The following is a 19188-nucleotide window of genomic DNA, read 5'->3' as shown; positions in this document are numbered from 1 at the left end:
CGGCTGCCCGTTCCCGGATCCCCGCCTGGCGTTCGGCGGAGCCTGGCGGGCGCCGGCTCGGCGGCGCGCATCGGCTGTCGTGCGCCTGACGCCTGCCCGCTCCCGATTCCGCTCACTGCTTTCTTCATGACTCCACACCACCGTACCGAACTGGGCGAGGCGCTCTTCCGCTTCCGCCGCATTCTCTACAGTCTGGCGGCCTTCAGTTTCGTCATCAACATGCTGGCCCTCACGCCGTCCCTGTACATGCTGCAGGTCTACGACCGCGTGCTCAACAGCCGCAACGAAACCACCCTGCTGGTGCTGTCGCTGCTGGTGGTCGCCATCTTCGCGCTGTCGGGCCTGCTGCAGCTGGTGCGCTCCTCGGTGCTGATCCGCGTGGGCAACCGCTTCGACGCCATGCTCAACCAGCGGGTGTTCACCGCCGCCTTCGAGCGCAACCTGCGCCGCGAAGGCGGCAACCCCTCGCAGGCCATCCAGGATCTCACCCGCCTGCGCCAGTTCCTCACCGGCAACGCCCTGTTTGCCGTGTTCGACGTGCCCTGGACGCCCATCTACATCGCCGTGGCCTTCATCGTGCACCCGCTGCTGGGCGCCATGAACGTCTTCGGCTCGGTGGTGCTGATCGCTATGGCCTACCTGACCCACGTCGCCACGCACAAGCCGCTGGACGAGGCCAACCAGGCCTCCGTGCGCGCCAACGCCTTCGCCAACAGCCACCTGCACAACGCCGAAGTCATCGAGGCCATGGGCATGCTGCCGGGCCTGCGCGCCCGCTGGCTGTCCCAGCACCGGCGCATGCTGGGCCTGCAGACGGTGGCCTCCGACCGCAACGCCCGCATCAGCGGCGTGTCGCAGTTCGTGCGCATTTCGCTGCAGTCGCTGATCCTGGGCGTGGGGGCGCTGCTGGTCATCCAGGGCAAGATCACCGCCGGCATGATGATCGTCTGTTCCATCCTCATGGGCCAGGCCCTGCGTCCAGTGGAAATGGCCATCAATTCCTGGAAGCAGTTCATCGCCTGCCGCGGGGCCTATGCGCGCCTGGACGAAATGCTCAAGACCGCGCCGCCGCGCGGGGCCAGCCTGAGCCTGCCGGCGCCGCGCGGCCAGATCGTGCTCGAAAACGTCTACGCCACGCCCCCGGGCGCGCGCGCGGCCGTGCTCAAGGGCCTGAATTTCACCATCGACGCCGGCGACGTGGTCGGCGTCATCGGCCCCTCGGGGGCGGGCAAGTCCACCCTGGCGCGCCTGCTGGTGGGCGTCTGGGGCGCCCAGGCCGGCACCGTGCGCCTGGACGGCGCCGACATCTACCGCTGGAACAAGGACGAGCTCGGCCCGCACATCGGCTACCTGCCCCAGGACATCGAACTGTTCGAGGGCAGCGTGGCGGAAAACATCGCGCGCTTCGCCATCCCCGATTCCGCCCAGGTGATCGCCGCCGCGCAGCAGGCCGGCGTGCACGACATGATCCTGCACCTGCCCCAGGGCTACGACACGCAGATGGGCATGAACGGCTCGTCCCTGTCGGGCGGCCAGCGCCAGCGCGTGGCCTTGGCGCGCGCCATCTACGGCAACCCGTCGCTCATCGTGCTGGACGAGCCCAATTCCAACCTCGACGAGGCCGGCGAGGCCTCGCTGGTCGAGACCCTGCGCGTGCTCAAGGCCCAGGGCTCCACCGTGATCGTCATCACCCATCGCACCAGTGTGCTGGCGGCGGTGGACAAGCTGCTGGTCATGCGCGAAGGCATGGTCATGATGTACGGCGCGCGCGAAGACGTGCTCAAGGGCCTGCACCAGCAGCAGCTGCAGGCGCGTGCCCAGGCGGGCGGTGGCTCGCTGCAGATGGCGGCCGGCCGATAGAGCCGATTAGAGAAGCACCATGAAGCTATTTTCACGCAAGACCTCGCCCGATCTGGAAATCGAGGAAGCCCTGGAAACCCCCGGCAGCCGGGTGGACGAGAATTTCGTGCGGCCCCTGCGCATCGGCCTGACCGCGCTCATCCTCGGCTTCGGCGGCTTCGTCCTGTGGGGCGCCCTGGCGCCCCTGGACCAGGGCGAGCCCGCCAACGGCGTGGTCGAAGTCCTGGGCAACCGCAAGACCATCGCCCACCTGGAAGGCGGCACCGTGGACGCCATCCTGGTGAGCGACGGCGACCGCGTCCAGGCCGGGCAGGTGCTGCTGCGACTGAATCCCACCCGCGCGCAGTCGGATCGCGGCGTGGCCAGCTCCCAGTACATCATCGCCCGCACCAACGAAGACCGCCTGCTGGCCGAGCGCGACGGCCTGGAATCCATCCAGTTCTACCCGGAGCTCACCCGCCGCTTCAAGGACGACCCGCGCTACCAGCGCGCCGTCGCCGCCCAGGAGGCGCTCTTCGAGACCCGCCGCAAGGCCCTGAACGGCGAGATCGCCATCCTGCGCGAAAACCTCGCCGGCGCCGAGGCGCAGCTGCAGGGCCTGCTGCAGGTGCAGGCCAGCCGCAAGGAGCAGATCGGCTACATCAACCGCGAACTCCAGGGCGTGCGCGAGCTCGCCAAGGACGGCTACCTGCCGCGCAACCGCATGCTCGAACTGGAGCGCGACGCCGCCCAGCTGCAGGGGGCGCTGTCCAACGCCGTGGTCGACGCTGGCCGCACGCGCAACCAGATCGCCGAACTGAAGCTGCGCATCCTGCAGCGCCAGCAGGACTACCAGAAGGAAGTCCAGTCGCAGCTGAGCGACGTCCAGAAGGAAGCCACGGCCCTGGCCAACCGTCTGGCCGCGCTGGACTACTCCGTCGAGCAGACCGAGATCCGCTCCCCCATCGAAGGCACGGTGCAGAACATGAAGATCTTCACCGTGGGCGGCGTGGTGAGCCCCGGCGCGCCGCTGATGGAAATCATCCCCGACGACGCCTCCTACGTGGTCAACGCCGAACTCCCCGTGCAGGCCATCGACCGCGTGTACGCGGGCCTGCCCGTCGAGATCACCTTCCCGGCGCTCAACCACGCCCAGACCCCCAACGTCCCGGGCAAGCTCCTGACCGTGTCGGCCGACCGCATCACCGACCAGCGCACCGGCATGCCCTTCTACCAGGCCAAGGTCGAAATCCTGCCCGAAGGCATGCGCATGATCGAACAGGTGGGCGGCGAGATCCGCGCCGGCATGCCGGCCACCGTCATGATCAAGCTGGGCGAGCGCACCATGTTCAGCTACCTGCTCAAGCCGCTCCTCGAACGCCTGCACACCTCCCTGACGGAAAAATAGCCGATGCGGGCCGCCTTGCACCTGTCGATTCGCCGTACGGTCCTGCCCTGGCTGGCCGGACTGGCGGCGCTGGCCCTGGCGCCGGCGGCGCCGGCGGCGCCGACGCGGCAGCCCGCGCCGGCGCGTGCGCCCGCCGCGCCGGTCCCGGCCGGCCCGGCTTCCTCCGGCCCCGCTTCGCCGGCCTCCGCCTCGTCAACTCCGGCCTCCGCGGCTTCCGGCCTGGGGCTGGACGGCGCCTGGCAGCTCGCCAAGGCCCATGACCCCACCTATCAGGCGGCGCTCAGCGAGCGCGACGCCGGCCAGGCCAACCGCGCCCTGGGCCGCGCGCCCCTGCTGCCGCAGATCAGCGCCAGCATCGGGCGCAACAAGACCACCGGCACCCTGGAATCCCCGAGCAGCAGCGGCGGGGTGGTCAGCACCGACCTGGATTACATCGCGCGCACCAACCAGATCCAGCTCAGCCAGTCCCTGTTCGACTGGTCCAAGATCGCCGGCATGCGCCAGGGCAACGCTCGCGCCGACTACAGCCTGGCGCTCTTCGACACCAAGGCGCGCGATACCGCCACCCGCCTGGTCAGCCGCTACCTGCAGACCCTGCTGTCGCGACAGAACGTGACGCTGGCCGAAAACCGGCTGGCGGCCGACGAACAGAACATCGACATCGCGCGGCGCCGCTACCAGGGAGGCGAGGGCACCGTCACCGACGTCGAGGAAGCCACCTCGCGGCGCGACCTCTCGCGCGCCGACCTGATCCAGGCGCGCGACGCCCTGGTCGTCGCGCGGCGCGAGCTGCAGGAAATGACCGGCGCCCCCGTCCTCGCCATCCACGATCTCGCGCCCGATTTCCGGCCCCGGCCGCTGGACCCGCCCGCGCTGGAGGCCTGGCTGGCCCGCGCGCAGGCCGCCAATGCCGACGTGCAGGCCGGCCAGCAGTCCCTGCGGGTGGCCGACCGCGAAGTCGACAAGGCCTTCGGCGGCCACCTGCCCACGGTCGGCGGCGTGGCCTACCGCAGCGTCAACCAGTCCGACTCCATCTCCACCCTGAACCAGGAAAGCTACCTGACCGCGGTGGGCGTGCAGATCAGCGTGCCGATCTTCTCCGGCGGCCAGACCCAGGCTCAGGTCCGGCAGGCGCGCCACAACCGCGACCAGACCGGCCACCAGCTGGAGGCCACCCGCGAACAGGTCGCCGTGGACACCACGCGCCAGTACCAGGGCGTCGTCAGCGGGGCCGAACGCATCGCCGCCCTGGAAACCGCCGTGAACACCAGCACCCAGGCGCTGGAAGCCATGCGGAAAAGCTACATCGGCGGCACGCGCAGCATCACTGACATCCTCGACGCCCAGGACCAGCTCTACAAGGCCCAGCGCGACCTGATCCAGGCGCGCCTGCAGTACGTCAACGCCCGCATCGGCCTGGATGCCGTGGCCGGCGCGCTGGACGACGCGGCGATCGCCGCGGCCGCCCGCACCTGGTTCGGCTCGGCGGCCGTGGCGCTGGATTGAGCGCCGTGGCGGGCTGGGGCTGGGGCTGGATTCGACTGGGGCGCGGCGCCGGGGCGCTGGCGCTGGCCGCCAGCCTGGCCGCCTGCGCCGGCCCGGGCGCCTGGCTGGAAGGCACCTGGCTGGGCGGCGGCAGTGACGGCGGCGCCCCGGCGGCCGCGCCCGCGCCCACGGCGCCCCCGTCCGATCCCGCCTCCGCCGCATCGGCCCGCGCGGCGGCCGGCTCCGGTTCCGTCCCTGCGGAATCCGCCGCCGCATCCGGCCCATCCGAACCCGGCTCCGTGGCGCTCCAGCCCGTGCACGACCCCCGGGCAGACGCCACGCTGGCCGACGCCCTGGACCGGCTGGACGCCGTGCGCGCGCGCAGCCTGACCCTGGCCCAGGCCTGGCCCCTGGCGCTGGCGCGCGATCCCGCCTACCAGGCCGCCATCAGCGCCCGGCTGGCCTTCGGCACCTTCCGGGACCAGGGCCTGGCGCTGCTGCTGCCGCAGGTCCAGGCCGGGTATTCGCGCAGCCGGATCAACGGCCTGCGGCGCCAGCCCTGGCTGTTCGGCCGTACCATCGAATCCGTCCTGGAATACGATTCCACCAGCGCCTACGTCCAGCTGCAGCAGCCGCTGCTGGACGCCGGCCGCTATGCCAGCTATCGCTGGGCGAATGCCCGGGCCGACCAGGGCGATGCCGACTGGGCCGCCGCCCGCAGCGACCTCGCCCTGCGCCTGTCGAAAGCCTGGTTCCAGCTGCTGGCCGCCCAGTCCACCGTGGCCCTGCGCGAAGGGCTGGCCGGTTCCCTGGAGGCGCAGGCCGCCGGCCAGCAGGCCTTGTTCGCCCACAGCGAAGGCAGCATCACCGACGCCCGGCAGATCCAGGCCCGCCTGGCCAATGCGCGGGCCGACGTCATCGGCGCGCGCGCCGACCTGGACGTGGCGCAGCGCGCCCTGCAGGCCATCATCGGCGTCACCGACCGGTCTCCCGTCCTGTCCATCGTGCAGGACCGGACCCCGGCCGACCCAGCGGGGCGGGCCTCGACCGAAGCCCCCGACCAGACCCCGGCCGAAGCCCCGGACCTGGCCGCAGCCGCAGCCCCGGACCAGGCCCCGGCCGCCATGCCGGTCTTCGCCCCACCGCTCCTGGAGCCCGCCCGCCTGGTGGACTGGCTGGACCAGGCCCGCGCCCGCAACACCCAGATCGATGCCGACCAGGCCAAGGTGCGCGTCGCCGAGGCCGACGTCTGGCGCGCCGCCAGCCGCCATGCGCCCACCCTGAACCTGGTGGCCGCCTGGGCCAAGGCCGACAGCGAAAACCTCTCCACGCTGAGCCAGCGCACCAATACCTATGTCCTGGGCCTGCAGCTGAACGTGCCGATCTTCTCGGGCGGCTACGATTCGGCCCTGCACGCCCAGACCCGCGACCAGGCCCGCCAGGCCGCGCACACCCTGGACGCCACGGTCGAGCGCACCCTGGTCGAAGTCACCCGCCAATACAGCAACGTCACGGGTGGCGAGGAACGCATCCGCGCCCTGGAATCCGCCGTGCGGGCGGGCCGGTCCAGCCTCGCGGCGGCGCGCAAGGTCTACCGGCACGGCCTCGGCAGCATCCTGGACCTGCTGAGGAAGCAGGACTACCTGTTCCAGGCGCGCGCGCAGCTGATCCAGGCCCGGCTGGACTACCTGCAGGCCCGCGTGGCGCTGGAAGTGGCGGCGGGACGGGACCTCGCGGAGGTGTTCGAGCGGATCGGCGCCGTGGGGCTCTGAGGATCCGCACCGCCGGATGACCGCGCCGATGGCCCGCGCCGCCGGATTCCGACCGCGGCTCCCGGATCCGGCCGGGTATTTTCCCGCAGTGACAAAACAGTTCAAAAGGGCCTGAACGGCCGGGCGGCCGATGCCGGCCTCTGCCACCATGGCTTCCGATGCCGATGCGATCGGAGAGCGCCATGGGCAGGCACGATGCCTCCTGCAAGCTGCTGTTTTCCTCACCGGAGATGGTGCGCGACCTGATCGTGGGCTTCGTGCCGGACAAATGGCTGCGGGGGCTGGACTACACGACGCTGGAACGGGTGTCGGGCAGCTACGTCACCGATGACCTGCGCGAGCGCGCCGACGACATCGTCTGGCGGGTACGGGCCGACGGCCAGTGGATGTACCTGTACCTGCTGATCGAATTCCAGAGTACGGTGGACCCGTGGATGCCGGTGCGGATGCTGACTTACGTGGGGCTGCTGTACCAGGACCTGATCCGCCGGGGCGACGTGCTGCCCGGCCATCGCCTGCCGCCGGTGCTGCCCATCGTGTTCTACAACGGCGATGGCCGCTGGCGGGCGGCGACCGACATCGCCGCTTTGATTCCGCGGCTGCCGGGGCGCCTGGCGCGCTTTCTGCCCCGGCTGGAATATGTGCTGGTGGACGAGAACCGCTATTCTGCGGCGCATTTGGCGCGGCTGCGCAACCTGGTGGCTGCGGTCATGCGCATGGAGCGTCCCGAAAGCGAGCGCGACGTGCTCGATCTGGTGGACTTGGTGGGAGAAATGCTGGAAGATAAACCGGAGTTGCGGCGCACTTTTGCCACCTGGATGCATGGCGTGCTGGAAAGGCGCAGCGGCCATGCGATGGCCTTGCCCAGGGTCCGGGACTTGAAGGAGTTGAAGATGAAGCTGGCGGAACGGTTCGTCCAGTGGGCCGAACAGCATAAACAGGAAGGCCGCCAGGAAGGCCGCCAGGAAGGCGAGGCCCTGCTGCTGCAGCGGATGCTGACGCGGCGGTTCGGGCCGTTGCCGGCCGCCGTCACGGCCCGGATCGCCGCGGCCGGCGCGGCCGACCTCGAAGCCTGGTCCGACCGCCTGCTGGATGCCGCGAGCCTGGACGCCGTGTTCGGACGTTGACCTCCCGTCGTCGGCCGCGCATGCCCGGGCTGCGTCTTTTCGCTCCTTCATCGGGCAGGCGGCCCTTGCGTTGCGCGGGATCCGGCCGGTATGGCTCGCCTTGCCGGTACAATAGGCGCCGCCCCTGCCTTCGGCACGTTTTCCTACCTGTTCAGCACGCTTCCATGCGCCGCCCCGATCTTCCGCACCCCCACTGGCTGGGTCGCCCGCTTTTTTGCGCGGTTGCGCCGGCCGTCGCGGCCGTGACGATTTCCGAAACATGAAATCCTCGTCCGGCCAGTATTTCCAGGCGCTCGACCATATGCGGGCCTTGGCGGCCTTCACGGTGTTCGCGTGGCATTTCATGCATTTCAATCAGGGGCAGCTGGCGCCGCCGCTGATGTTCCCCCTGTCATTCTTCACGGAAGGCCATACGGGCGTCGCCCTGTTCATGACCTTGAGCGGCTACCTGTTCGCCAAATTGCTCGATGGCCGCGACATCGCGTTCCTGCCCTTCCTGTGGAACCGCTTCCTCCGGCTGGCCCCCTTGCTGGCGTTCGTCATGCTCCTGGTGGGCCTGCAGCGCTGGCATGCGGGCACATTGGATCTGCAGGGCTACGTGCGCGACGAGCTGCTGGCGGGCTTCGTGTATCCGGTCTGGCCCAACGGCGGCTGGTCGATCGCGGTGGAGTTGCATTTCTACCTGCTGCTGCCGGGGTTGCTGCTGATCGCCCGCCGCTGGCCGTGGGGCCTGCCCGCCCTGCTGCTGCTGCCCCTGGCGGTGCGTTGCGGCTACTTCCTGCTGCATGGCGAAGTCCAGAGCCTGGCGTACTGGACGATATTCGGCCGCGCCGATCAATTCATCCTGGGCATGGCGTGCTACCAGCACCGGGAAAAGCTGCGCGGCAAGGGGCTGCTCGTCGCGGCGGCGTTCATGGCCTTCCTGGTGTTCTGGTACCGGTTCGACCAGGCGGGGGGCTTCTACACGAACCCGTCCTACCCGTCGCCCTCGCCGGTCTGGCTGGTGCTGACGCTGTTCGAGGGCATCGCCTATGCGCTCCTGATCGCCTGGTACGACATGGCGTTCACCGGCAGCGACGCCTGGTGGGCGCGTTTCGCGGCGCAGGTCGGAGCGTATTCCTATTCCCTGTATCTGCTGCACTTTTTCTTCGTGTTCGACATGCCGGCCTGGATCGACCGCCACCTGTTCGATCTCTCCAACCCCTACCTGCTGCTGGCCATGGCGCTGCCGTGCTTCCTGGCGCTCGTCCCGCTTTCGTGGCTGACCTTCCGCTGCATCGAGGCGCCCTTCCTGCGCCACCGGGTGCGGTATATTCGCCAGGCCATGATCCAGACGACCGTCGATGAAAACCCGGAACCGGCGGCGCCCGTCCCCGACGGGGGCCCGCGCCCGGCGGCCGTGGTGGTCGGCTACCACCCGGACCTGGCGGTCCTGGACGCCTTGCTGGCCGCCCTGCTCGACCAGGCCGATCCCGTCATCCTGATCGACAATGGCGCCAGCGCCGATTACCTGTCCGCCCGGCCGTCGCTGCGCGCCCGCGTCGTCTACCATGCGATGGAGGGCAACCAGGGCCTGGGCGCGGCCCTGAACAGCGGTTTCGCCCTCGCCATGGCGCGCGGCTGCCGGCATGTCGCCACCTTCGACCAGGACAGCGAACCACCGCGGGACATGCTGCCGCGCCTGGCGCGGGCCCACGACGATCTGGTCCGCCAGGGCGTGCGCTGCGCGGCGGTCGGCCCGTGCTTCCACGACCGCCGCGAGGACCCGCCCAGGGTGTATCCGCTGTTTCGCGAGCATCGGGGCCACATCCGCGTGCTGGACCCCGATGCCGCGGGCGGCGCGCCGCTGCAGGTCGATACCCTCATCACGTCCGGCATGCTGGTGGCGGTCGACGCCTGGCGCGCCGGCCTGGCCTACGATCCCTGGCTGTTCGTGGACTACACCGACACCGATTGGTGCTTCCGTGCGCGCGCCGCCGGCTGGAGCCTCTGGGCGCACCCGGCGGTCCGCATGGGCCACGCCCTGTCCGATACGCCCCCGGTGCGTATTCTGGGGATCAACCTGCTGCGCTATTCGCCCATCCGGCGGTATTACTACTTCCGCAATACCGTCCGTTTCATTCGCCGGTCCTATGTTTCCCGGGCGTGGCGGCGGCGGCTGCTGGCCGGGCTGGCGGTCCGGCTGCTGGTCAATCCCTGGATCGACGCGCATGGCTGGGCCAGCCTGCGCATGGCGGTGCGCGGCCTGCGCGACGGCCTTACTTGTTCAGGCGGCGCCGCAGCTTCGCCTGCAGGCCCTCGGGCAGGTTCCGATTGAGCCAGAGGTTCAGGCGCGGATGGCGGCGCACATACCGCGCGGCCGCGCCCAGCACCGAAGCGCCCGCGGCCGGGGGCGCGTCCGCGGGCCGGGCCGCGGCCTCGCGGTCCAGCCATTCCCGGTAGCCGGGTTCGCTGTAGGGGCGCGGATAGCGCTGGATCAGGTCGGCATTCTCGCGGTAGGTCACCCGCGCCTGGCGCGCGATCGGCGATCCGTCCTGGAAGAAATCGTGCGCCCCCGGCCGGCGGCCCAGCCGTTCGTGCCCGTGCTCGTTTTCCTGCGCGATGTACCATTCGTTCATCTCGTGCAGCAGGCGTTCGTCGGGGGCGTGCTTGTTCAGCATCAGCAGGTGGGTGCCCAGGTCGTGCCCGGAAAAATGGAAGAACCGCAGCGGCTGGTCGCCGTTCACCCACAGCCGGCCTTGCGTGTCGCGGCTGAGCTTGCGGTAGTACAGGTTCCAGGTCGCCATGTTGTAGCCGGGGTGCCGCAGCACCAGCAGGTCCTGGAAGAAGCACGGGGCCAGGTCGATCCAGCGCTGGTCCGTGAACAGGCCCTTGGGGCTGTCGTCGTAGCACCAGTCCAGGCAGCGCGCCGCCCACCAGTCCAGGAAGGCCGCGCCTTCGCCCACGGGCGCCAGCGCCAGGAATCCCAGGTTGAAGACGCCATGCCGCAGGCAGCCCAGCATTTCCCCGTCCAGGAGATCCTGGGTGTGCTGCGCGGGGACGGTGACGTGGGGCGTGAGCACCACGGGGTGCGTCGCCAGGGCGGCCTCGACTTCTTCCAGGCGCGAATAGGCCACCGTGTCGGGGTCCATGTAGATCACGCGCCGCGCGTCGTGGCGCTGGAAGATCTTCTTGAATGCCCAGGGCTTGACCGCGGTGCAGAGCTCGACGACCGTGTGCTTGAAGATCCAGGCTTCCAGGGATTCGACGGGCAGGTCCAGGTCCGGGATGGTCAGGACTTCGTCGAAGGCGGAATAGTCGATGTCCTCGCGCCGCGCATCGGACAGCATACAGGTCACGTGCGCTTCTTCCCCGTACACCCGCCGCAGCGATTGCGCCAGCGTGACGGCTTTCGGGATGTAGGCGTTGTTGATCGATGTGAAGAAATATTCCATGGATGTCCGTGTGGCCTTAGCGTTTGAGGATGCGATGGTAGAAGGCGCGCAGGACCGCGCCCAGCCCCAGCCGGTCCGCCGCGCGGACCAGCCGCTGCCGCGCCCGCGCCCGCGCATGCGGCCAGATGCCCTGCTTCAGCAGGGCCAGTTCCTTTTGCAGCGCATGCACCTGCATCTGCAGCTTGATGTTCTGCTCTTTCAGGATCGCCGGGTCCGTGGTGCTCCATTGGGAAGACATTTCCCGCAGATGGGACTGGTAGTACAGGTCTTCCTCGGTGGGATGCGCCGTGTCGGAATACCAGGGCAGGTGGCGTGCCGTCAGGGGCGGCGCCGTGCGCAGCGAGCGCCACCAGCGCGGATCGTCCGGGCCGATGCCCGGGCGGTAGTAGGCGAACGTCGTGTCCAGCGCAGCTTCGTAGAGCGCGCCGTCTTCCAGGGGGTGCTCCCAGAAGCGCCGTTCCCAGTCCTGCACCTGGGCCTTGAGCGCATAGTGGTCCGGCAGGTCGTCGATGCGCAGGGACAGCCCCGCCTTGGTGAACGCGGGGTAGCGGTCCAGGATGGCCGCCAGCCGCGCCACGATGTCGCGCGGGCAGTCCTCGCCGGGCAGCACGTCGCAGTCGTTCAGCACGAAGGGCCGGTGCTCGATGATGTCCTTGAATGCGCCGGACTTCCACAGGACCAGGTGGCCGTGGTTGCGGTCCATGCGGTGCACCGTGTGCGGACTGTCCGCCAGCCACTGCAGCAGGGGCGGATAGTCGGACGCATTGTCGATGATGTGCAGCTGGGTATAGCCGGCCGTCTCCAGCCATGACACCACCTGCTGCAGCGGCGTCAGGCGGTTGTAGGCGATCAGGAAGACGGGGGTGTCGAAATAATCCGTGGAGGGCATGGCGGGCCGTTCGGGGAGCGTGCTGGGTTGCTGTCAGATGTTCAGGTCGGCCAGGCCTGCCAGATAACGGCCGCCGGCCGTCGCGAGCGGGCCGAACACGCGCTCGCAGGCATGTTCCAGCGAGCCTTCCACCTGGCCCTGGGGGGCCACGCCGAAATCCGCCTGCGTCATGCCAGCATCCAGCATGGGGGTCAGCGCGCTGCCGCGGATCCAGAACATCGTGCCCGCGAAGAAGCGCACGCCGTCGGGAATGCCCAGGCGCCGGCAAAGGGCATTATAGGCGGCCGCGTCCGCATCGGGCGCGGTGCAGATGAAGCGTGCGGCGCCCGCCGCGCCGATGCCCGGGTCTTCGGCGAAGGCCCGGTAGATGCGCAGCACGCGGTCCCGGCTGCCGGCGAGGGGGCGGATCAGCTTGCGGCGCCAGTCGTCGCCGTCCTGGATGTCGGGGCCGAACAGCTGCCGGATGACCTGCAGGTAGCCGGGCTGGTTGCGGCTCTTCTTGCCGTGCAGCTTGAGCACCAGGTCGTAGCGGTCCAGCCTGTATCGGACCAGGGCGTCGACGAAGGGGCCGATGTCCTTGCCCTGGTTCGGGGTTTCCCAGACGCGGGCGTCGGGGCAGTCCGCCTGGATGCGCGCACGCAGCTCGCCGGCGGGCCGGGTCGTGGTCACGAACAGATCGAAAGGCTGCGGCAGGTGCAGGATTTCCCGCATCAGTTCGTCGGCCAGGTCCGGGTAATGCAGGTGCAGGTGCACCGCCACCCGCGGGACCGGGCCCTGCAGCGGCGCGGGCAGGGCGATTTCGCGGTAGGCGGGCAGTGCGCCGGCGGCTGGCGGCGGTGTCGGGATGCCGGCGGCCCGCGCGGGCCGGCGCTGCCGCAGCCAGCGCGCGGGCGCGGTCAGGGCGCGGCCCAGGCGGTAGCTGCGCGAGGCCTGCAGGGCCGCCAGCTGTGCCAGGGCCGCCTCGTGGGCGTCGCGCGTCCGCGCCCAGCCGGCGTGGGCCTCCCGCACCTGGTCCAGGGCCGCCTGCAGGCGGGCATCCCATTCGGTGTCGCGGGCGTGCGCGATGCGGGCGACCTGCTGGTGGCGGATCAGCCGGTGGTGCCGTCGCAGGCCCGCCAGGGCGGTGCCCGGCACGCCGTAGTGCCGCCGCATGACGCCGTACAGCAGGTGGTTGGCCTCGATGGCCGAAGTCGGCAGGCCGCCCAGGATCGTGTTGTGCCCGTGCAGCCGGTATTCCCACAGGACCAGGTCGTCGCGCCAGGCGAAGCGGGCCGGATCGTGCTCCCAGGCCCGCAGCGCGAAATCCCAGTCCATGTTGTAGCGCAGCGGGCGCAAGGGGCCGAGCGCCTGCCACAGCGAACGGCGCAGGAAGAAATTCGACGTGGATACGGTGAAGTTGCGCTCCAGCAGGGCCGGCCACAAGCCGGTCCGGTGCGCGCCCGCCACCATGCGCCGGTATTCGTCCAGCCAGGGGTGGTCGGGGATCCGCGCGCCTGCCTCGTCGATCAGCGTCAGTCCCGTCGCGATGAAGTCCAGCCCTCCGCCGGCATCGGCCAGCGCCGCCAGGGTGGCGAGCCGCCCGGGGCTGTAGCGGTCGTCGGAATTCAGGATCGTCAGGAATCGGCCTTCGCCCAGCGACAGGCCCCGCGAGATCGCGGCATGGGCGCCCTGGTTTTCCTGGCGATGGGCGCGGATGCGGGAATCCTGCCGCGCGGCCTGCTCGATCAGCGCCCAGGATTCGTCGCGCGAGCCGTCGTCGATGATGATGAGTTCCAGGGCCACGTCCCGCTGCGACAGCACGCTGGCGATGGCCTCGGGCAGGTAGCGGGCGTGGTTGTACGACGGGATGACGACGGAAACGAGGGGCGGCAAGGGGGGCTCCTGAATGGGGGCGCGGGGATCAGGGGCGGCGCAGCCGGCGCAGCGGCGCGCTCCAGCGCCAGATGCGCGATTGCCGCATGGCGGCCAGTTCGGCCAGCGCACGGTCCCGCTCGGCGCGGGCGGCCTCGGCCTCGGCGCGCAGCGCCGGGCCGGCGGCCAGCCGCGCGGCCAGGGACGCCAGCCATTGGTCCTGCGCCGCGTCGTGCGCCAGGGCCGGAAGCGCCTGCGGGGACGGCTGGGGCAGGGAGCGGGCCTGGACGATGATCTGGTACGCGCGCCCGGCCGGATTCTGCGCCAGCGCCTCGCGCAGCGCATCCGGCAGGGCCCGCCAGTAGGCCGCGAATTCGGGATGCCAGGGGCCGGTGTCCACGGTCTGGACCGTGTCGATGGCGAAGCCGGCCCGGCACAGCATCTGCGCCAGGCTGTGGCGCGTGAAGAAATGCACGTGCGTCCGGTCCAGCAGGCCGGTGTCCCGGTACGGGAACGCATCGCACAGCAGCGCCGCCAGGACGCCGCCGTGCGCGATGTTCGGGACCGAGATGACCAGCCGCCCGCCGTCGGCCAGCAGATCGCGCGCCCGCAGCACGCAGGCCAGCGGGTCGCGCAGGTGTTCCAGCACGTCGGCCGCCAGGACCACGTCGAAGCGGTCGCCGCCCGGCAGGGTTTCCCAGCCGCTGGCGTCCAGGTCGGCCACCCAGACGCGGTCGGCGTGTGCGCGGGCCTCGGCGGCCGCGTCGGGGTCGGCCTCGATCCCGCTGACGCTGCAGCGGTAGTGGCGCGTCAGCACCGCGGACATCGCCCCCGCGGCGCAGCCGAGTTCCAGGACGCGCCGGCCCGGGCCGACCAGGCGGCAGAGCTGCGCCGCGGTGCCGTCGTCTTCGGGGTTGAAGCGGTAGTCGTAGCGCGACATGGCTGTGCGACTCCTTGGTGAATAGGGGCGGGCCCTAGCCCACGGACAGGTCGATCCCCAGCATCGGGATGCCGACCAGGCCGGCGGCCACGGCGCTGCACTGGGAGCGGAACAGCAGGGCGTCGTGGATCCAGTGGTGCTGGACGTGGTCTTCCTGGGTGCCGTCCGCCACCGCCACCGCGATCGAATAGTCGCCCGCCGGCAGCTGCGGCATGGGGAAGCGGAAGCGCGCGGTCAGCGTCTGGCCCACGGTCGCGGCTTGCGGCGCATCCGCGTAGCTGAGGTACGTATTGTCGCCGAACAGCGTCTGGCCCAGGCGGTCCTTGACGTAGAAGCCGACGATCGGCCGGTCCAGCGGCTGGGAGACCTGGACCTGGATCGTCAGCACGGCGATTTCGCCGCCCACGATCCAGGCCAGGCGCGCGCCCTCGGGCGTGGCCAGGTGCACGTCCGTGATGGCGGCGCCGCCCCGGCCGAAGGCCTCCTCGTCGGGGTCGAAGCGGAAGACCTGCAGGTCGTTGCGCAGGTTGCTGGCGTTGATGAACGGCTGGCGGGCATCGACCCAGTGTTCCGGCTCGGCCTGCGCCGCCGGGGCGCGGTCCGGCTGGGGCTGCTGCGCCTGGTTCTTGCCGCCGAACAGCCAGGCCAGGTAGGATTCGCAGACGTCCTTGGCGGCGCCCTGCCGTTCGATGCGGCCGTCGCGCAGCCACACCGCGCGCTGGCACAGGTTGGTGACCGCCTGGCTGTCGTGGCTGACGAACAGGATCGTGCCGGTCTCGCGGAACTTGCGCAGGAAGCGCATGCATTTCTGCGTGAACAGCGCGTCGCCCACGGCCAGCGCCTCGTCGATCACCAGGATGTCGGCATCCACGTGCGCGATCACCGCGAAGGCCAGGCGCACGTACATGCCCGAAGAATAGGTCTTGACGGGCTGGTCGATGAAATCGCCGATTTCCGCGAAGGCGAAAATATCGTCCAGGCGGGCCTCGATCTGTGCCTGGGTCAGCCCGAGGATCGATGCGTTCAGGTAGACGTTTTCCCGTCCCGTGAACTCCGGGTTGAACCCGGCGCCCAGTTCCAGCAGGGCGGCGACCCGGCCGTGGACGGTGATGCCGCCCCGGGTGGGCGTCAGCGTGCCGCAGATCATCTGCAGCAGCGTCGATTTGCCCGAGCCGTTGCGGCCGATGATGCCCACGGTCTCGCCGCGCCGCAGCTCGAAGCTGATGTCTTCGAGGGCGCGGAATTCGCGATACAGCGTGCGGCGCGTGAAATGCTGCAGCAGCCGGTCCTGCGGCCGGTTGTACAGGCGGAAGGTCTTGCCGACGCCCTGGACGGCGATCACGACCTCGCCGGCGTGCGTCGCCTGCTCAGAGGACATCCGCGAACCCCTTCTTCATCTTGTGGAAGGCGGACAGCCCCGCCCAGGCCACCGCCAGGGCGACCAGCGTGTACAGCCCCAGCGCGGGCAGGTTCGGCATCCCGCCGCTCAGGGTGACCACCCGCGCCTGCTCGATGATCAGGGTCAGGGGGTTCAGGTGGAAGAACACATGGAAGCGTTCGGGCAGCTTCGCGACCGGATAGAAGACCGGCGACAGGAACATCAGGATCATGGTGACCAGGCCCATGAGCTGCGCGATGTCGCGCAGGTACACGCCCAGCGCCGCCAGCAGCCAGCTGACGCCGGCCAGCATCAGCAGGTAGGGAAACACCACCACGGGCAGCCAGAGCGCCGTCACCGGCAGGTGGTGTTCCACGAAGGCGAAGAACACCAGCAGCACCATGATGCTGATGGCCGAATGGAAGAGGGCGGACAGCAGGTTGATGACGGGCAGGGTGTCCAGGGGGAACAGCACGCGCTTGACGTAGCTGACGTTGCCCACGACCAGCCCCGGGGCGCGGTTGATGCATTCGGCCGCCAGGCCATGGACGATCAGGCCCACGAAAAGCTGCAGGGCGTAGTCCAGCGGCGATGCGGCGTCGTCCGACCAGCGCGCCTTGAAGATGCCGCTGAAGACGATGGTGTAGACCGCCAGCATCAGGATGGGCGTGAGCAGCGACCATGCCAGGCCGCCGGCCGATCCCCGATAGCGCCCCAGGATATCGCGCCAGGTCATGCGAAGGATCAGTGCGCGCTGCCGCCAGAGGGCCTGGAGGCGCGTCTTCGTCGAATCGGGTGAGGGCAAAGTCGAAGGCAATGGGGTGGCTGGGCAAACTTCGATTATACGGGCTCGCCCCGGCCGGCGTGGAGTTGTCGTCTACACTCGCGAAGTTACATGACCACTTGTTTCCGATCATGCATGCCGCGACGCTTCCCTATCGCCCGGATATCGATGGCCTGCGTGCCCTGGCCGTCCTGGGCGTGCTGGTCTACCACGCCTTTCCCGCCGCCCTGCCGGGCGGCTTCGCCGGGGTCGATCTCTTTTTCGTGATCTCCGGCTACCTGATCACCGGGATCCTGGCCCGCAGCCTGCGCGAGGGGACGTTCAGCCTGGCGGACTTCTATGCCCGCCGCGTCCGCCGGCTCTTCCCCGCCTTGATCGTGGTCCTGCTGGCCGCCATGGCCCTGGGGGCCGTGATCCAGCTGCCCGGCGACTATGCCCGGCTGGGCCGCAACGTCTCGGCGGGCGCCGCGTTCGTGGCGAACCTGGCGCTGGGGCGCGAGACGGGCTATTTCACCGGGGTGGCGGAATCGAATCCGCTGCTGCACCTGTGGTCCCTGGGCATCGAAGAGCAGTTCTACCTGGCCTGGCCCCTGATCCTGTGGGCGGCATTCCGGCTGCGGCGCTTCCGCGGCGGGGTGCTCTGGACGCTGGTGCTGCTGTCGCTGGGCTACAGCGCGTATCTGGTGGACGCGGATCGCAACTGGGCGTTCTATTCTCCCTTTTCCCGGTTCTGGGAACTGGGCGCGGGCGGCCTGCTGGCCCTGGCGTCGATGGACGGCGGATCCCGCCCGCGGCGCCTGTCCCGGGCATGGGGGCTGCGGCGCCTGCGCGGGCCGTCGAGCATCGCCGGGGTCGCCCTGATCGGACTGAGCTTCGTCTGGCTGCGGCCGGGGGGCTGGTTCCCGGGCTTCGGCGCCCTGCCCGCCGTGCTGGGCGCCCTGCTGCTGCTGGGGTGCGGGCCCGACGCCTGGCTCAACCGGCATCTGCTGCGCCGCCGGCTCCTGGTCTGGATCGGGCTGATCAGCTACCCCCTGTATCTCTGGCACTGGCCGATCCTGGCCTTCGCGAATACCGCGCTGACGGACGTGCCGCCCCGCTACTGGTCCTGGATGCATGCGGCCGGCCTGGCGCTGAGCCTGCTGCTGGCGTGGCTGACCTACCGGTACGTCGAAAGCCCGGTGCGCCAGCGGCCCATCCGGCGCCGCGCGATCATCGGCCTGGGCGCCGCGATGGCCTGTACCGCCGTCCTGGGGCTGTGGCTCTGGCATGCGCAGGGCGTGCCCGCCCGCATTGCGCCGTCCGTCCGCCCCCTGGTGGCGGCAAACCTGCTGGACGGCCCGTGGCGGCGCGGCATCGGCGAAGGCAGTTGCCACAACCAGGTGTACGCGGGCAGCCTGGCCGGGCCGGATCAGGGCTGCTTCCCGGCCGGCCATCCCAGCGTCCTGCTGTGGGGCGATTCCAGCGCGGCTGCCCTGTCGGCGGGGCTGCGGCCCCTGCAGGGCCCCCGCGGCTTCGTCCTGTGGCAGGCCACCACGGACGCCACGGCGCCGCTGTTCGACGACAGCCGCCGCAACAACATGCAGCGGACCCTGTCCTCGATCAACGACACCGTCCTGCAGCAACTGCGCGACACCCCGCCGGACGTCGTGCTGCTGCATGCGTTCTGGCCGAAAGCGGCGGACAGCCCGGATGCGCTGCTGGCGCAATTGGGCCGTACCCGCGACATCATCCGGTCCGCCTGGCCCCATGCCCGGGTCGTCGTGCTGGGGCCGCTGCCTTTCTGGCGGTTCAGCCTGCAGCAGAATATCCTCAACTACAGCGTGCGGCACGGGAAGGCCCCGGCCGGATTCATGCGTTTCGGCCTGCTGCCCAATGCATTCGAGTACGACCGGGCCATGGCGGCCGGGGCGCAGCGCCTGGGGCTGGCCTATCTGTCGGCCGTCGACCTGATGTGCAATCCCCAGGAAGGCTGCCTGGCCCGGCTGGGACCCGCGGCCGGCGACCTGACCTATGTGGACGGGCTGCATCTGTCGGCCGCCGGCGCCCGCTACCTGGCGGAGCGCCTGCTGGATGGCTCCGGTGCGGAAATCCTGGGGCAATAATGTTGAAACCTGGTAATTATTAATATGAAATAATATTTTCATAGGGAAAACAATCAAAAATATCATTGATGTAGCAAAACATTACGGTCGGAAAACACGGGTTCGACCCGCTTGAACCGGACTTTCCTCGCGCGTCCTTTCCTTACGCTGTACGGGTGCTCCGGAGCATGACGTAACAG

At 69.8% G+C, this 19188-nt stretch carries 13 protein-coding genes; 7 read left to right on the top strand and 6 right to left on the bottom strand.

Going from position 1 to position 19188, the window contains the following annotated elements; translation table 11 throughout:
- Positions 1-126: 126 nt before the first annotated feature.
- The 6 genes from BN940_RS00100 to BN940_RS20055 all read left to right on the top strand — a co-directional run bounded on the left by BN940_RS00100 (position 127) and on the right by BN940_RS20055 (position 9948).
- Positions 127-1860: a type I secretion system permease/ATPase gene (locus tag BN940_RS00100; protein ID WP_043678800.1), complete on the top strand. Its 1734-nt coding sequence runs from the start codon at positions 127-129 to the stop codon at positions 1858-1860.
- A 19-nt stretch (positions 1861-1879) separates the two neighbouring features.
- Entirely contained in the window at positions 1880-3247 is a 1368-nt protein-coding gene (locus BN940_RS00095; RefSeq protein WP_052355482.1) for an HlyD family type I secretion periplasmic adaptor subunit, read from the top strand.
- A gap of 3 nt (positions 3248-3250) precedes the next feature.
- Complete coding sequence (locus BN940_RS00090) at positions 3251-4753, top strand: TolC family outer membrane protein (protein WP_052355481.1); 1503 nt, start codon at positions 3251-3253, stop codon at positions 4751-4753.
- A gap of 5 nt (positions 4754-4758) precedes the next feature.
- Positions 4759-6504: a TolC family protein gene (locus tag BN940_RS00085; protein ID WP_043678797.1), complete on the top strand. Its 1746-nt coding sequence runs from the start codon at positions 4759-4761 to the stop codon at positions 6502-6504.
- 182 nt (positions 6505-6686) lie between these two features.
- Positions 6687-7631, top strand: coding sequence for an Rpn family recombination-promoting nuclease/putative transposase (locus BN940_RS00080; protein WP_043678795.1), 945 nt, complete (start codon positions 6687-6689; stop codon positions 7629-7631).
- A 259-nt stretch (positions 7632-7890) separates the two neighbouring features.
- Entirely contained in the window at positions 7891-9948 is a 2058-nt protein-coding gene (locus BN940_RS20055) for an acyltransferase family protein (protein WP_052355480.1), read from the top strand.
- On the opposite strand, the gene BN940_RS00070 is transcribed toward BN940_RS20055, so the two are convergent.
- Genes BN940_RS00070 through BN940_RS00045 form a run of 6 tightly spaced genes read right to left on the bottom strand, consistent with a single transcriptional unit; the run spans position 9890 to position 16859 of the window.
- On the bottom strand, positions 9890-11065 hold the full coding sequence (locus tag BN940_RS00070) for a hypothetical protein (protein WP_052355479.1): 1176 nt from the start codon (positions 11063-11065) through the stop codon (positions 9890-9892). The genes BN940_RS20055 and BN940_RS00070 overlap by 59 nt on opposite strands.
- 16 nt (positions 11066-11081) lie before the next feature.
- The gene (locus tag BN940_RS00065; protein WP_052355478.1) at positions 11082-11954 is read right to left on the bottom strand and encodes a hypothetical protein; all 873 of its coding nucleotides are present in this window, start codon (positions 11952-11954) and stop codon (positions 11082-11084) included.
- Between the two features lie 33 nt (positions 11955-11987).
- Positions 11988-13826, bottom strand: a complete 1839-nt coding sequence (locus BN940_RS17735; protein WP_052355477.1) for a glycosyltransferase — start codon at positions 13824-13826, stop codon at positions 11988-11990.
- A 28-nt stretch (positions 13827-13854) separates the two neighbouring features.
- Positions 13855-14745 (bottom strand): class I SAM-dependent methyltransferase, encoded by an 891-nt coding sequence (locus tag BN940_RS00055; protein WP_052355476.1) that lies wholly within the window; start codon positions 14743-14745, stop codon positions 13855-13857.
- A gap of 34 nt (positions 14746-14779) precedes the next feature.
- Entirely contained in the window at positions 14780-16123 is a 1344-nt protein-coding gene (locus BN940_RS00050; protein WP_043678793.1) for an ABC transporter ATP-binding protein, read from the bottom strand.
- Positions 16113-16859 carry an ABC transporter permease gene (locus BN940_RS00045; RefSeq protein ID WP_084330419.1) on the bottom strand — a complete coding sequence of 249 codons (747 nt, stop codon included), beginning with the start codon at positions 16857-16859 and terminating at the stop codon, positions 16113-16115. The genes BN940_RS00050 and BN940_RS00045 overlap by 11 nt, the downstream gene beginning before the upstream one ends.
- Positions 16860-17026: 167 nt before the next feature.
- Here BN940_RS00045 and BN940_RS00040 point away from each other — a divergent pair, with 167 nt between their 5' ends.
- A complete protein-coding gene (locus BN940_RS00040; RefSeq protein WP_052355474.1) occupies positions 17027-19009 on the top strand; it encodes an acyltransferase family protein in 1983 nt (660 codons plus the stop codon).
- Positions 19010-19188 lie beyond the last annotated feature (179 nt).

Source organism: Castellaniella defragrans 65Phen (assembly GCF_000612685.1).
GTDB lineage: Bacteria > Pseudomonadota > Gammaproteobacteria > Burkholderiales > Burkholderiaceae_B > Castellaniella > Castellaniella defragrans.
This window is presented reverse-complemented; position numbering and strand designations above follow the sequence as displayed.